The sequence below is a fragment of the Serratia sp. EC4 genome, assembly GCF_059652115.1.
The window spans coordinates 806,960-821,966 of sequence record NZ_JBNIDE010000001.1; the positions used below are offsets into that span (position 1 = coordinate 806,960).

Annotated in this window: 16 protein-coding genes; all 16 read left to right on the forward strand. The window is 60.3% G+C overall.

All coding sequences use genetic code 11. The annotated features are described in order from the left end of the window. The first annotated feature begins 5 nt into the window (after positions 1-5). Entirely contained in the window at positions 6-641 is a 636-nt protein-coding gene (locus tag ACP39K_RS03770; protein ID WP_089184743.1) for a DUF3540 domain-containing protein, read from the forward strand. Positions 642-657: 16 nt separating this feature from the next. Then, the gene (locus ACP39K_RS03775; protein ID WP_004934933.1) at positions 658-1,050 is read left to right on the forward strand and encodes a DUF4150 domain-containing protein; all 393 of its coding nucleotides are present in this window, start codon (positions 658-660) and stop codon (positions 1,048-1,050) included. A gap of 48 nt (positions 1,051-1,098) precedes the next feature. Beyond that, the gene (gene tagV / locus ACP39K_RS03780) at positions 1,099-1,599 is read left to right on the forward strand and encodes a type VI secretion system accessory protein TagV (protein ID WP_033640008.1); all 501 of its coding nucleotides are present in this window, start codon (positions 1,099-1,101) and stop codon (positions 1,597-1,599) included. Positions 1,600-1,628: 29 nt separating this feature from the next. After that, positions 1,629-2,159, forward strand: a complete 531-nt coding sequence (tssJ, locus tag ACP39K_RS03785) for a type VI secretion system lipoprotein TssJ (RefSeq protein ID WP_042705419.1) — start codon at positions 1,629-1,631, stop codon at positions 2,157-2,159. Between the two features lie 40 nt (positions 2,160-2,199). Beyond that, positions 2,200-3,546, forward strand: a complete 1,347-nt coding sequence (gene tssK, locus ACP39K_RS03790) for a type VI secretion system baseplate subunit TssK (RefSeq protein WP_028128110.1) — start codon at positions 2,200-2,202, stop codon at positions 3,544-3,546. A 21-nt stretch (positions 3,547-3,567) separates the two neighbouring features. Then, complete coding sequence (locus ACP39K_RS03795; RefSeq protein ID WP_016927264.1) at positions 3,568-4,770, forward strand: DotU family type VI secretion system protein; 1,203 nt, start codon at positions 3,568-3,570, stop codon at positions 4,768-4,770. Beyond that, positions 4,770-8,405 (forward strand): type VI secretion system membrane subunit TssM, encoded by a 3,636-nt coding sequence (gene tssM / locus ACP39K_RS03800; RefSeq protein ID WP_497008301.1) that lies wholly within the window; start codon positions 4,770-4,772, stop codon positions 8,403-8,405. Before ACP39K_RS03795 ends, tssM begins: the two co-directional genes overlap by 1 nt. Positions 8,406-8,423: 18 nt before the next feature. Further along, complete coding sequence (tagF, locus tag ACP39K_RS03805; RefSeq protein ID WP_048797257.1) at positions 8,424-9,143, forward strand: type VI secretion system-associated protein TagF; 720 nt, start codon at positions 8,424-8,426, stop codon at positions 9,141-9,143. 23 nt (positions 9,144-9,166) lie between these two features. Continuing rightward, on the forward strand, positions 9,167-10,198 hold the full coding sequence (tssA, locus tag ACP39K_RS03810) for a type VI secretion system protein TssA (RefSeq protein ID WP_197788077.1): 1,032 nt from the start codon (positions 9,167-9,169) through the stop codon (positions 10,196-10,198). Positions 10,199-10,319: 121 nt separating this feature from the next. Further along, positions 10,320-10,856, forward strand: a complete 537-nt coding sequence (gene tssB / locus ACP39K_RS03815; RefSeq protein ID WP_016927260.1) for a type VI secretion system contractile sheath small subunit — start codon at positions 10,320-10,322, stop codon at positions 10,854-10,856. Between the two features lie 3 nt (positions 10,857-10,859). Next, a complete protein-coding gene (gene tssC, locus ACP39K_RS03820) occupies positions 10,860-12,365 on the forward strand; it encodes a type VI secretion system contractile sheath large subunit (protein WP_016927259.1) in 1,506 nt (501 codons plus the stop codon). Positions 12,366-12,669: 304 nt separating this feature from the next. Next, positions 12,670-13,152 (forward strand): Hcp family type VI secretion system effector, encoded by a 483-nt coding sequence (locus tag ACP39K_RS03825; protein ID WP_004961372.1) that lies wholly within the window; start codon positions 12,670-12,672, stop codon positions 13,150-13,152. 50 nt (positions 13,153-13,202) lie between these two features. Further along, positions 13,203-13,706: a type VI secretion system amidase effector protein Tae4 gene (locus ACP39K_RS03830; RefSeq protein ID WP_071525932.1), complete on the forward strand. Its 504-nt coding sequence runs from the start codon at positions 13,203-13,205 to the stop codon at positions 13,704-13,706. Further along, on the forward strand, positions 13,703-14,161 hold the full coding sequence (locus ACP39K_RS03835; protein WP_016927257.1) for a T6SS amidase immunity protein Tai4 family protein: 459 nt from the start codon (positions 13,703-13,705) through the stop codon (positions 14,159-14,161). Before ACP39K_RS03830 ends, ACP39K_RS03835 begins: the two co-directional genes overlap by 4 nt. 12 nt (positions 14,162-14,173) lie before the next feature. Beyond that, on the forward strand, positions 14,174-14,527 hold the full coding sequence (locus ACP39K_RS03840) for a T6SS amidase immunity protein Tai4 family protein (protein WP_042705545.1): 354 nt from the start codon (positions 14,174-14,176) through the stop codon (positions 14,525-14,527). 45 nt (positions 14,528-14,572) lie between these two features. Next, positions 14,573-14,962 carry a T6SS amidase immunity protein Tai4 family protein gene (locus ACP39K_RS03845; protein ID WP_042705409.1) on the forward strand — a complete coding sequence of 130 codons (390 nt, stop codon included), beginning with the start codon at positions 14,573-14,575 and terminating at the stop codon, positions 14,960-14,962. The last annotated feature ends 45 nt before the right edge of the window (positions 14,963-15,007 follow it).

A 15,007-nucleotide genomic window follows, 5' to 3' on the forward strand; every position in this document is an offset into this window, starting at 1 on the left:
TCACCATGAGCGTTGTCAACACTACTCGCGCCGTCAACATCGCGCCGCCCCAGCAGGCCGCCGGCCAGGTCGTCAACCTGTTGCCGGACGGCAGCCTGGTGGTGGAGTGCGAAGGCCGCGGCTGGCATTGCCGCCGGGCGGCGAGCTGCCTGCTGACGCCGGCCCTCGGCGATAACGTGCTGGTCGCCGGCTGCGGCCACCAGCTGTGGGCGATCGCCGTCCTCGAACGTGCGGAACCGCAAAGCGCGGCGCGGCTCTGCGTCGCAGGCGATCTGCACATTGAAACGCCGAACGGTTCGCTGTCGCTGCACGGCGCGCAGGCGCTGAACCTGAGCGGCGACGCCATGACGCTGCAGGCGAACAGCGGCGACTGCCACGTCGACAAGATGAAATACAGCGGCGAAGAGCTGTCGGCCTTCGTCAGCCTCAGCCGTCTGGTCGGCAAACGCTGCGAGTCGCTGTGGCATTCAGTCAGCCAGATCAGCCATTCGCTGTTCCGCAAAGTGCGCCAAACCGAGCACGTGCGCGCCGGGCAGCTGGATTACCAGGCGGAAGATTACGCCCGCATTCATGCCCGCAACACGCTGATTACCTCGAAAGACATCACCAAGCTGGATTCGGAACAAATCCACGTCGGATAACCTGCGGAGGCCTTTTATGTTTGCCAACAGCCAAATGATCGGCGTGGACCTGGCGTTTCCCGACGTCTGTCTGACGCCAAGCCCGGCGCCGGTGCCCGTGCCCTACCCGGATATCGCCCTCGCGCCGACCGCCATCCCGAACGCATTCAATATTCTGTTCGTCGGCACCCCGGCGCACAACATGGCGACGGTGACGCCGCTGACCAACGGCGACAACCCCGGCGTGGCCACCGGGGTCGCTTCCGGGACGGTGATGGGGCCGTCCCGCCACCTGACCGGCGCCTTTACCGTGCTGCTCAAAGGCACCCCGGCCACCCGGCTGACCAGCCTCAGCCTGCAGAATTCCACCAACGCGCTCGGCATGCGCATCGTGCCGAGCCAATTAAAAGTGTTGCTGCTTGCGCCCTGATGACGGCGCCTTATTACACAGCCATTCAATCAAGAAGAAGAGGATATTGTGAAAACACGGATTACCCTGACGCTGCTGACCGCCCTGACGCTTGCCGGTTGCTCCACCCCTCCGCCACCGCCGCCGGCGCTCAATAACGACGCCATCGTCAGCAGTGAAGTCAATGGCGTCACGCTAAAGCACCGCGCCGCGGTGAGCACGCCGAAACAGTTCAAACCGATCGGTGAGGAATACCGCAGCCTGTACGCCGCCAGCATCATGAGCAGCCCCGATTATACCGGCACCGCCGTCGGCAGCCTGGACAACGCCGCCGCGTTCTACGCGCTGGGCGAAGTGGAAAACAATTGGCTGGCGATCTCCGCCATCCGCGGCGGCGATCTGGTGGGTTATATCCAGGCCAACGCCGGCGTGCCGGAAGCGCGCTACAAATCGACGCTGCGCAAAGATCTGCCGCGCCGCGCGCGCGCCGCCAAACAGGACTGCGTCAAAGTCGGCGGCGACAGCAAGGCGTGTAAAAACGCCGGCTCAGCCACCTGGATCCTCCAGTAGTCAGTACGCCTGCGGGCGACGAGATTCCCATGATGACGACCCCTATCGCTTCCCGCTGGTGCGGGATGCTGTTTCTGCTGCTGGGCGCGTTGGCGCTCGGCGGTTGCATGTCTTCCGCCAAAAGCGTGCCGTCGCGCTACAGCCTGGTGTTCGATGCCGATCGCCAGGTCAACGCCGCCGCCGGCGCGCAACCGGCGCCGATAAAAATTCGCGTGCTGCTGCTGCGTTCGGATGCGGAATTCATGGATGCCGACTTCTTCAGTCTGCAAAACGACGCCAAAAGCGTGCTCGGCAATAGCCTGCTGGACAGCGATCAGTTCTTCCTGACGCCGGGCCAGACCGGCAAGACGCTCGGCGGGCAAAGCGCGTTGGACGCACGTTACATCGGCGTAATCGCCGAGTATCAAAACCTGGACGGCAAGACCTGGCGCATTTCGCTGCCGCTGCCGGAGCCCACCGAAACCAATTTCTACAAGGTATGGCAATTCTCGCCGGATGAGCTGGAAGCGCATATCGTCGCGGGCGTGAATGGCCTGCGTCCCGTAAAAAAGGTCGACTGACCTACCGCTGCGCTGAAGCGAAGTAACTATAGGTGTGATGATGAAAGATGCTCATAAGGTTGTCTGGACTGAGGGGATGTTTTTGCGCCCTCACCATTTCCAGCAGGCGGAAAACTATCTCGAAGGCTATATGCGCAACTGGGGTCAGGCCCACAGCGGCTGTTTCTGGGGGTTCCTCACCCTGGATCTGGACCAAACGCTACTGCGCCAGGGCAAGATTGCGCTCAACGCCGCCAGCGGCATCATGCCGGACGGCACGCCGTTTCGCTTTGCCGGCGCCCAGCAGGCGCCCGCGCCGCTGAGCATCGCCGAAAACAAGACCGGTGAAAACGTGGTGCTGGCCCTGCCGACTTACCGCGCAGGGCGTGAAGACGTGATCTTTCAGGAAAGCCCGGAGGCGCTGGCGCGCTATCTGGCTTACGAGAACGAAGTCGACGATCTCAATGCCGTCTCGGTGGGCAGCGCGGCGCTGCAATTTGGCCGCCTGCGCCTGCGGCTGATGCTGGAGAGTGAACTCAACGCCGAATGGACGGCGCTCGGCGTTACCCGCGTGCTGGAAAAACGCGGCGACAACAGCCTGCGTCTTGATACGGCGCAAATCCCGCCGATGCTGAACTGCCAGGGCAACCCGGTACTGAAAACCTTCATCAACGATCTGCAGGGCCTGCTGCAGCAGCGCAGCCAGCAGATGAGCCAGCGCCTGCTGCAGCCGGGGCGCGGCGGCAGTTCCGAAATGGTCGATTTCATGCTGCTGCAGCTGATCAACCGCCATCTTGGCCAGGTGAGTCACGCCTATCACCTCGACCATCTGCACCCGGAGCGCCTGTTCGCCGACTGGCTGCAGTTCGCCACCGAGCTCGCCAGCTTCTCGGCGCAGCGCACCCCGGAAGGCCGCCTGCCGGTGTACGACCACGACAACCTGGCGCTGTGCTTCGGCAAGCTGATGCTGTTGCTGCGTCAAGGATTGTCGGTGGTGCTGGAAGACAACGCCATTCAGCTGACGCTGGTCGAACGATCCCACGGGCTGAACGTCGCCACCGTGCAGGACGCCAAAATGATGCGCGACTTCGGCTTCGTGTTGGCGGTGCGCGCCGACGTGGCCGCCGAGGTGTTGCTGACCCACTTCCCGGCGCAGATGAAGATCGCCCCGGTCACGCGCATCCGCGATCTGGTGCAGCTACAGCTGCCGGGCATCGGCCTGCGCACCATGCCCGCCGCGCCGCGTCAGATCCCCTATCACGCCGGCTACACCTATTTCGAGCTGGAAAAAGGCGGCGACCTGTGGAAACAGATGGAAAAATCCAGCGCCTTCGCCCTGCACCTGGCCGGCGAGTTCCCGGGGCTGGACATGGAATTTTGGGCGATTCGCAGCCATACGGACCGGTAACCTATGACTCAGGAAAATAGCATGGCGCCGGCGGCCAATCCGCTGGTGGACGCCGCCAACCCGCTGCTGAACGCCATTTCGCAGATCCGCCAGTCGGCTACGCACGCCAACCCGGCGCAGCTGCGCCAACAGCTGATCGACGAAATGCGCCGCTTCGAGATCCGCGGCCAACGCGCCAATCTGCCGTACGAAGTGATCATCGGCGCGCGTTATTGCCTGTGCACCGCGCTGGATGAAGCGGCGGCGCTGACCCCGTGGGGCAGCAACAGCGTGTGGTCCGGCAGCGGGCTGCTGGTGACCTTCCATAACGAAACCTGGGGCGGCGAAAAGTTTTTCCAGCTGCTGGCCAAGCTGTCGCAGAGCCCGCGTGAGCACATCAACCTGCTGGAGCTGATCAATTATTGCCTGCTGCTGGGCTTTGAAGGCCGCTATCGGGTCATGGAAAACGGCCGTTCTCAGCTGGAAACCATGAAACAGCGTCTGCTGCAGCTGATCCGGACGGTGCGCGGCGGCTACGCCCCTCCCCTGTCGCCTCATGCGCTGGATCTGCCGGTACAGCAAAAACTGTGGCGCCCGCTGGTGCCGCTGTGGGCCTGCGTGGCGCTGACCGGCTTCCTGGCTTCGCTGCTGTTTATCGCCCTCAACTGGCGGCTGGGCGACAACACCAGCCCGGTGCTGGCGGCGATTTACCAAACCAATCTGCCGCAGGTGGCGATCGGTAACCCGGCGCCGGCCGCGCCGCCGACGCTGAGCCTGAAAAGCTTCCTGCGCAAAGAGATCGCCGAAGGGTTGGTGGTGGTGCGCGACGAAGCGCAGCAAAGCGTGGTGATCCTGAAAGGCGACGGGCTGTTCGACTCCGCTGCCACCACGGTGCGCGCCAACTATATCCCGGTCATCGACCGCATCGCCGCCGCCATGAACGGCGTCAGCGGCAAGATCCTGGTCACCGGCTACAGCGACAACGTGCCGATCCGCAGCGCCCGTTTCGCCTCCAACTGGGAGCTGTCGCTGGCGCGCGCCGAAGCGGTCAGCGCCCGCTTGCAAAAACACCTCGCCAACCCGCAGCGGGTCAAGGCCGAGGGCCGCGGCGAGAGCAACCCCGTCGCGCCGAACGATAACAAAGTGAACCGCGCGTTGAACCGCCGGGTAGAAATTACGCTGTTGGTCGCCCCGGAAAACACCCAGGCGGAAATCAACGGCTTGCCGCAAGGAACCGGAAAGTAATGCTCAGTACGTTATTCTCCATCATCACCAGCCGCCTGCTGTGGGGCTTTGTCGGCATTACCGCGCTGGCGTTCATCATCTGGATGATCGGCCCGCTGGTGGCCATCGGCGACTATCGCCCGCTGGAGCCGGAACTCAACCGCCAGATCGCCATTGGCGTCATCTACCTGATCTGGTTCCTGTGCCGCCTGATCCCGCGCCTCTACAGCGCCTGGTTCAACAGCCGCCTGCTGAGCAACCTGCGCGCCGCCGAAACGGTGCCGGCGGAAGACGGCAAGCCCGAGGTTAAACAAGACGATCAGCTGGCGCAGCGCTTCGATGAAGCGGCGCAGCTGCTGAAAAAGGCGCGCTTCGCACCGGGCCAGGGCGACGGCAAACACCGCTGGATGACCCGCTTTAGCCGCCAATACCTCTACCAGCTGCCGTGGTATGTGATCATCGGCGCGCCCGGCGCCGGCAAAACCACCGCGCTGGTCAATTCCGGCCTGCACTTCCCGCTGGCGGATCGCTTCGGCAAATCCGCGCTGCGCGGCGTGGGCGGCACCCGCAACTGCGACTGGTGGTTTACCAACGACGCCGTGCTGCTCGACACCGCCGGCCGCTACACCACCCAGGAAAGCCAGCGCGAAGAAGACGCCGGCGAATGGCAAAGCTTCGTCGCGCTGCTGAAAAAATATCGCACCCGCCAGCCAATCAACGGCGTGATGGTCACCATCAGCGTCGCCGATCTGCTGAGCGACAGCGCCGAAGCGCGCGCCGCCCAGGCCAGCGCGCTGCGCAAACGCCTGATCGAACTGCATGAACAGCTGGGCATTCACTTCCCGGTCTATGTGCTGGTGACCAAAACCGACCTGCTCAACGGCTTTATGGCCTATTTCGGCAGCTTCGACAAAGCGCAGCGCGACCAGATCTGGGGGTTCACCTTCCCTTACGAGCGCTCGCGGCAGCCGGACTTCAACCTGAACGCCGCCTTCGAACAGCACTACGCCCTGTTGCAACAGCGGTTGGACGCGGCGCTGCCGGATACGCTGCTGATGGAACACGACGCGCGCCAGCGCGCCGAAAGCTACCTGTTCCCGCAGGAATTCGCCGCGCTGCGCCCGCTGCTGAGCCACTATCTGGATCAGGTGTTCGCCACCTCCAGTTTTGAAACCCGCTTTACCCCGCGCGGCATCTATTTCACCAGCGGCACCCAGGAAGGCCTGCCGTTCGACCGAGTGATGGGCGAGCTGAACCGCTACCTGCAGCTGCCAACGGCAAACTCAGGGGCGCAGGCCAACACCGCCTGGGACAGCGTGGGCCAGGAAACGCCAATCCCGGCGGCCAAGGGCCAGAGCTTCTTCCTGAAAGAGACGCTGGAATCGGTGGTCTTCCAGGAGTCCGGGCTGGCGGGCAGCAACCGTTGGTGGGAATACCGCAACCGCGCCCTGCACTGGGCGGGGTACATCGCGCTGGCGGTGGTCCTGGCGGTGCTGGCGATGCTCTGGTTCACCAGCTACGGCAACAACAAGGCCTATCTGGCGGAAGTGGCCGCCAAGGTGCCCGGCGTCGAGCGCCAGGGACAAAACCTGACGCAGGTGGGCAACGGCGACATGTTCTCGCTGCTGCCGTTCCTCAACAGCCTGCTGCACCTGCCGGACAGCCAGAACTTTTCGCTGGACGATCCGCCGTTCACCTACCGCATGGGGCTGTTCCGCGGCGATCAGGTCGGTGACGCCGGCAATGCCCTGTACCAAAAAGCGCTGAAAGAGCTGCTGCTGCCGCAGGTGGCGCAACAGATCGCCACCACGCTGCGCAACGACAACCACGGCGACGCGGACTTCAGCTATGAAGCATTGAAGGCCTACCAGATGCTGTATCTGCCGAAGCAGTACGACGGCAAATTCCTGCGCGCCTGGGTGATGCTCAACCTGCAGCGCAACCTGCCGCAGGGCAGCACCCAAAAACAGCTGCAACAGATCGAATGGCACCTGAGCCAACTGCTGGATGCGCAGATCCAGGCCTCGCCCTACGCCAAAGACGAACAGCTGGTGGCGCAGGCGCAGGCCGCCATCAACCGGGCACCGCTGTCGCAGCGCGTCTATGGCCGCCTCAAGCGCCTGTTGCTGAAACAGACCGACATCAAGCCGGTCAGCCTGGTCGATTTGGCCGGCCCGCAAACCGAGCTGGCGTTCAGCCGCAAAAGCGGCAAACCGGTCACCGACGGCGTGCCGGGCCTGTTCACCTCACAAGGGTACTGGAAAGCGTTCAACGACAACATCGACCCGGTGACCGACACCCTGCGCAAGGAAGACGTCTGGGTGTTGAACAGCCAGACGCCGGAGCAGAAGAGCGCCGATTTGACCAAGACCATCCGCCAGCTGTACATGCAGGACTTCATCAGCGCCTGGGATGAGCTGCTGGGGGATATCCAACTGGCCAACATCGGCAACCTGACCCAGCGCATCAGCAGCGCGCGCCTGTTGTCCGGCAATCCGTCGCCGATGCGCAACCTGCTGGTCAACGTCAGCAAAAACGTCACCCTGCGCGACGAGAAAAGCGACGCCGACTCCCGCTCGCTGCTGGCCAAAACCGAAGACAGGCTGAACCAAAACGCCAACCGCACGCTGGAGGCGCTGTTCACCAACCGGCCGGCCAACGCCGACGGCGACGTGTCGGCCCAGCCGGAGCAGCTGGTGATGGCGCACTTCGCGCCGCTGCTGGAGCTGGCGCAAAGCCAGGGCGAAGGCAATAAGGCGATCCCTTTCGACAGCGTGCTGAAGCAGGTCGATGAGCTGTACAGCTATCTGACGGCGGTTCAGGGCGCGGCCAACAGCGGCATGTCGGCGCCGCCGAGCGACATCATCCCGCGCCTGCAGGCCGAGTCCGGCCGCTTGCCGGTGCCGTTCAAACAGATGCTGCTGTCGCTGGCGATCGGCGCCAGCAGCGACACCCAGCGCAAAGAGATGGAGAACGTGAAAAAACGCATCAGCTTCGAGGTCGGCAGCTTCTGCCGCCAGGCGATCGCCGGGCGTTATCCGCTGGTGACCCGGGCGCGCCAGGAAGTGACGCCGGACGATCTGGCGCGCATGTTCGCACCGAACAGCGGGCTGATGGACAGCTTCTTCCGCGACAACCTGCAGGGCAAGGTCGACACCACCCGCGCCAACTGGCGTTTCACCCCCGGCGTGGACGGCAAGACGCTGCCCGGCGGCGAAGGCATCCTGCGCTCGTTCCAGCAGGCGCAGCGCATCCGCGACGCCTTTTTCGCCAACGGCACCGCGACGCCCTCTTACCGCGTGACCGTGCGGCCGGTGCGGATGGATAACGACATCCTCAACCTGACGCTGGATATCGACGGGCAGCTGTTCAAATACAGCCACGGCCCACAGGTGCCGCTGGTGGTCAGTTGGCCGGGCACCCGCAATACCAACCAGGTGCATCTGCAGCTGGCGCTGGCCAACGGCACCACGGCCAGTCTGGTGACCAGCGGGCCGTGGGCGCTGAACCGTCTGGTGGACATGGCGCAATCGTCGGGCACCGCCGGCCTCGGCCGCCAGGCGACCTTCAATCTCGACGGCCACCGCGTCACGCTGGAGTTTACGCCCAACAGCATCCGCAATCCGTTCCAACTGCCGGCCTTCTCGTGCCCGTAGCCCCGAAAGGACATGACCATGAGCACTGATTCAAGCGCCCCGACGAGCATTGGCTGGTACGGCAAACTCCCCTCCGCCGGCGATTTCCTGCAACGCCGCTTGCCCGATCCGGTGGTCAACAACTGGGCCCACTGGTTCCATAACGGGCTGGTGAATTTGCAGCGCGATGCGCAAGGGCCTAACGATCACCCATTCAGCAACGCGCCGGTGTGGAACTTCGTGATCCCCGCCACGCTCGGCAGCCAGTACGTGCAGATGGGCTGCCTGTTGCCGGCGCGCGACCGCGTCGGGCGGCGCTACCCGATCTGCGCGCTGCGCCTGTTCAGCCAGCAGGATTGGCGATCGCAACAGTTGAACATGGCGGCGAGTTGGTACCAACAGCTCGGTCATACCCTGCTGAACGGCGTGCGCAACGGTTTCTCCGCCGAGCAGATCGACCGCGCGCTGCAGGCGATCCCGGTGCTGCCCAGCCCGCCGGCGGAAGCGGATTCCGAAATATTGTCGATTATCGGTTTCCAGCATCCGGACGTGCCGGGCCTCGGCTGGCAACAGGCCGCCGACTGCTTCGATCCGGCGCAGTACACCAGCTTCTGGTGGACCAATCAGGCAGACGGACACCCGCTCTACACCCACGTGCACAGCGGCAACCTCACCGTGCAGCTGTTTTCACTGCTGTTCGAGCCCAACGGCTGGGCGCGCCCTGGCCGTGGCGGCCAGTACCCGCAAATGTTTGATTAACATCGTTCGTTGAAGGAAATTTTATGGCTATCGATACCGATACCCTGCTGGCCCCGGTTGGCGCGGACAATCCCTGCGGCGACAACCTGGAATACGACGCCGACTTTCTGGCGATGGAACAAGCCGCCACCGGCAAGGCCGAACAACAGTTCGGCAGCACCATCATTCCGGAAGAAGCGCCGGACTGGGTGCAGGTCGAGCGCCTCGCGACCTCGCTGCTGACGCGCACCAAAGACCTGCGCGTCATGCTGTATCTCACCCGCGCCTGGACCCAGCTGCGCGGGTTGCCGGGCTACGCCGACGGGCTGACGCTGGTCCACCAGTCGATGACCCGTTACTGGGACACCCTGCAGCCGCCGCTGGAGTTCGATGGGGAAGCCGACCCGCTGTTTCGCATCAACGCGCTGGCCGACCTTGGCGACAAGGCCGCGCTGGCCGCCAGCGTGCGCGCCGCCCCGCTGCTGAAAAGCGCCGCCGGAGAAATCTCGCTGCGCGATGCCGGCGCCCTGCTCGACGGCAGCAAGCAGGAGTGCCCCAACTTTCCCGGTGGCCGCGCGCGGCTGCAGGATGAACTGGCGCAGCAGGATCGCCCCGAGGGCGCCTTGGTGACGCGCATCGCCAACACCCTGAGCGCCATCCGCAGCGAAGTGACCCGCCATCTGGGGGAAAGCGCGCTGCCGGAAATGAGCGCGCTGACCAAGGTGTTTTCTCTGGTGGCGCTCGCCGGCCAGAGCGAGGCGCCCGCCGCCGCCGAAGCGGACGCGACGCCTGAAACGGCGGCCATGCAGCAACCGGCCTCCGTACAGAGCGCCACTGCCCCGCTCAACTGGCGCAGCGCGCAGATCCAGTCGCGCGACGATGCCCAGTTGATGCTGGATAAGGTGAAAAATTATTTCCGTCTTCATGAGCCGAGCCACCCGGCGCCGCTGATGATCGATCGGGTCCAGCGGTTGATTACGCTGGACTTTATGCAAATCGTCCGCGATTTGGCGCCCGATGGGCTTAACCAACTGGAGACCATTCTCGGTCGCCCCGACAACGAGGAGAACAGCTAGCCGCCGACCTTTGTTCTCTTGACGCATCCGATACCGTCTGCCCCTGCGCAGACCCGAATCAGAACCTGACTCTCCCAGCCGGATGAGGCGCGTTCCCAATCGCCATTAGATGGAGTAAATCATGTCAAACTCGAAATCCCGCAGCGGGCAGAAATTCATCGCCCGCAACCGCGCGCCGCGCGTACAGATTGAATACGATGTCGAAATTTATGGCGCAGAGCGCAAAATCCAGCTGCCGTTCGTGATGGGCGTGATGGCGGATCTGGTGGGGAAAGCGGTCGATCCGCAAGCCAGCGTGGAAGAACGCAAATTCATGGAAATCGACGTCGACAACTTCGACGAGCGTATGAAGTCGCTGAAACCGCGCGTCGCTTACCAGGTTGACAACACCCTGACCGGCGAAGGCAAGCTGAACATCGATCTGACCTTCGAAAGCATGGAAGACTTCTCCCCCGCCGCTATCGCCCGCAAGGTCGACGCGCTGGACAATCTGCTGGACGCCCGCACCCAGCTTTCCAACCTGCTGTCCTACATGGACGGCAAGAACGGCGCCGAAGAGCTGATCTCCAAGATCCTGCAAAACCCGGCGCTGCTGCAATCCCTGACCGACGCGCCGAAGCCGGCGGTTAACGATGACAACAACGAGCGTGAGGATTAATCGATGAGCAACTCGCCTCAGCAACAGAATGCGTTGCAAACCACCGAGACTTTTTCCAGCGATGAATTCAGCGCGCTGTTGAACAAAGAGTTCCGGCCAAAGACCGACCAGGCCAAAGAAGCCGTCGAGAACGCGGTGAAAACCCTGGCGCAGCAGGCGCTGGAAAATACCGTCACCGTTTCTTCCGACGCCTACCGCACCATCCAGGCGCTGATCGCGGAAATCGACGAAAAGCTGTCGCAGCAGATCAACCAGATCATTCACCACGACGATTTCCAGAAGCTGGAAGGCGCGTGGCACGGCCTGCACTACCTGGTCAACAACTCTGAAACCGACGAGATGCTGAAGATCCGCTTCATGAGCATTTCCAAGCAGGAGCTGGGCCGCACGCTGAAGCGCTATAAAGGCGTGGGCTGGGATCAGAGCCCGATCTTCAAGAAAGTCTACGAAGAAGAGTATGGCCAGTTCGGCGGCGAACCGTTCGGCTGCCTGGTGGGCGACTACTACTTCGATCACAGCCCGCAGGACGTGGAGCTGCTGGGCGAAATGGCCAAGATCGGCGCCGCCTCGCACTGCCCGTTCATCGCCGGCACCGCGCCGAGCGTGATGCAGATGGAGTCCTGGCAGGAGCTCTCCAACCCGCGCGATCTGACCAAGATTTTCCAGAACACCGAGTACGCCGCCTGGCGCAGCCTGCGTGAGTCGGAAGACGCGCGCTACCTGGGGCTGGTGATGCCGCGCTTCCTGGCGCGCCTGCCGTACGGCATCCGCACCAACCCGGTGGACGAGTTTGACTTCGAAGAAGACACCGACGGCGCGACCCACGGCAACTACACCTGGACCAACGCCGCCTACGCCATGGCCGCCAACATCAACCGTTCGTTCAAAGAGTTCGGCTGGTGCACCGCCATTCGCGGGGTGGAGTCCGGCGGCGCGGTGGAAAACCTGCCGTGCCACACCTTCCCGAGCGACGACGGCGGCGTGGACATGAAGTGCCCGACCGAGATCGCCATCAGCGACCGCCGCGAAGCCGAGCTGGCCAAAAACGGCTTTATGCCGCTGGTGCACCGCAAAAACTCCGACTTCGCCGCCTTTATCGGCGCGCAGTCGCTGCAGAAGCCGGCGGAATACTACGACGCCGACGCCTCCGCCAACGCCCAGCTTTCCGCGCGCCTGCCGTATCTGTTCGCCTGCTGCCGCTTCGCGCATTACCTGAAGTGCATCGTGCGCGACAAAATTGGTTCCTTCCGCGAGCGCGACGACATGGAGCGCTGGCTGAACGACTGGATCATGAACTACGTGGACGGCGATCCGGCCAACTCCTCGCAGGAAACCAAGTCGCGCAAACCGCTGGCCGCGGCGGAAGTGCAGGTGGAAGAGATCGAAGACAACCCAGGCTATTACAGCGCCAAGTTCTTCCTGCGCCCGCACTACCAGCTGGAAGGTCTGACCGTCTCCCTGCGCCTGGTGTCGAAGCTGCCTTCGCTGAAACAAAACGACGCGTCCTGATGGGCTGAAGTCAGGCCGCGGTAGTGCGGCCTGGCTGATACATCAACCTCATCGTCAGCCTATCGCAGAAAACCCGGATCGCATGTGGAACCAAGATAACGCGAAATAATTAAGCATTGAGCCATTAGCACTTAATAGTGGCTCGGTAACCCGTACCGATAGTTTTCGGTATTTAAGAAGGTGCATGGCACAAGGATATAAATTGGTAATGCATTACCACACTTGCAATTCCTGCTGCTATTACCTGAGTTTTTCAACGTAACGTTAATACTACTGTTAACCCTTAATAAAGAGTGAAGAAACTATGGCTATTGATATGTTCCTGAAAGTTGAAGGTGCCAGCGGCGAATCTAAAGATTCGAATCACAAAGGCTGGACCGACATTACTTCTTTCTCCTGGGGCGCTTCTCAACCGGGCAATATGGGCGTTGGCGGCGGCGGTGGCGCCGGTAAAGTGTGCTTCAACGATCTGCACGTCAACGCGCTGGTCGACAAGTCAACCCCGGCGCTGCTGAAGCACTGCTCCAGCGGTAAGCACCTGACCAAGGTTGAGTTGTCTGTCTGCAAGGCGGGCGGTACTCAGGTTGAGTACGTTAAAATCACCCTGGACGACGTGCTGGTCACCGCCGTGCAGTACACTGGTGCAGGCGGCGAAGACACCGTGGGCGTCACCTACTCCTTCCAGGCGGCGAAAGTGAAACAGCAGTACTGGGAGCAGAGCGATAAAGGCGGCAAAGGCGCCGAAAGCAGCGCAGGTTGGAACATCAAGGAAAACCGCGAAGCTTAATCTGCATTCCCCCCGGTTACGGCCGGGGGGATTAATATAGGGAAATAACAATGAATAATAATCGCCCCATTTTTTCAGCAGCATGGGCTGCAAGCACTAAAATATATAACGCGCAATATTCAGCTCAAAATGTTGCCAAGATTATCGGCGGGCGTGTCGCCATGAATATTGCGCCCAATGGAAAGTGGGAAAACACCTGCGCTGTGCGTATGAGCTACATCTTGAATAAATCTGGCTTCCCCATTCCTTATGTAAAAGATCAGACCGTATCAGGCGCCGATCGTCAATGGTATTTTTTTAGAGTTAAAGATCTTATCGCTTATCTGACAAAGATCTGGGGCAAACCCGACCTTCGAGTCAAATTCCCTCCTCCAGGTGGTGGTGAATTAGCCGGAAAGAAAGGGATCATACTGTTTGAAATTGCAGGTTGGAGCGATGCTGGAGGACATGCTACGCTTTGGAATGGGAACGGCGATTGTTATGATCATTGTTATTTCAATGAACCAGAAGCTCGCTATACAACAAATTACGCTAACTTTTGGGTATTGAGATGAAAAAAATCCTTATCTCTTTTCTTTGTATATATGCTACTTGTGCTATAGCACAGAAAAACCAAGAAGAACCCATTGAAAAGTGGCCACCGCAAGCGGCGTACCGAAACTATTTGCAAAACTACAAGGATATTGCTCTGACCTACTGCATTTCCGTCGCTTATAAGACATCACCAGAGGCTAGCAAAGATGCAATTGCCTCATCGAATGGTATCGATGCTTGGTCATACTATGCAATTCGTGATGAAGAATCCCCTATCATCAAGCTGACAAAGCAGTATTTGCAAAAGAATTACAATGCTAAGGATGGGAAAAGCCGCTTAGACTTAATGAAGTGCATGGATATGTACCACAGTGAAGAGCTTGATAAACTTGCGAAAGATTATGTACAGCGCCCTAATGATAATTGGGTGAAAGACAATCCGGACAGAGTAAATGAAAACCCTCCTCGGAAATAATCAGTGAAAAAAATCTCACTGACTGTGGCCATCGCCGCAACGTTGAACGTCAATGCAGCGACAGAAATTGACTATTCCCCTGCCGAGTACCTCAAAAACTACGCGCTTAGCGTTTGTATCGCCGAGGGGTACTCAGCAAAAGAAGTCAAAAACGATGCCACCGCCACCGCCAGGGGTTACATGGAGTTCGGCGATTATTCTCTGGAAGCGCATACCGCTGTCAGGACGCTGGCAAAAGAATTTCTGGCAAAGCACTATGACAGCATGTCTGGGGAGCCGATGACGATGGCAAAGTGCATCGATCTTGTACATAGCCAAGCACTGCAAGCCATCATCAAAAAATATCATGGAAAAGACGATAATTGATATCCGGGGTTATTAAACGAGGGATTTTCTTAAAGGTGATCTTGGATGAGAAAACACAATAACTTTCTGGTGTTTCTACTGCTCGCAAGTCAGATGGCCTTTGCTGAAACCTCTGTTGACTCTCTACCGCAAGAAACATTGTATAAAAATTGGTTAATCAGTCGTTGTTTGGGAAAGTTTACAGATTCAGAAAACACTAGGAAAGACGCGTTTAGAAGCGCCAGCGCTTATCTGGAATTTAGCAAGCTGCCCCTTTCCGCGTTTGAAGAGGGTGAGAAGCTGGTGGAGAGTTATTTAACACAAGAGCGTCAAGCGGCTACCACTGATAGTTATCATACGCTTGAATGCCTCGCTTTATCCCAATCAAAAGACGCTCATAAAATCTTCATCAAGAATAAAGCAATTCACGCAGCGAAAGAAAACAATAAACCTTAGTCACAAAATCACTTTACGGCTTGCCAAAATACCCGCCAATTTTGG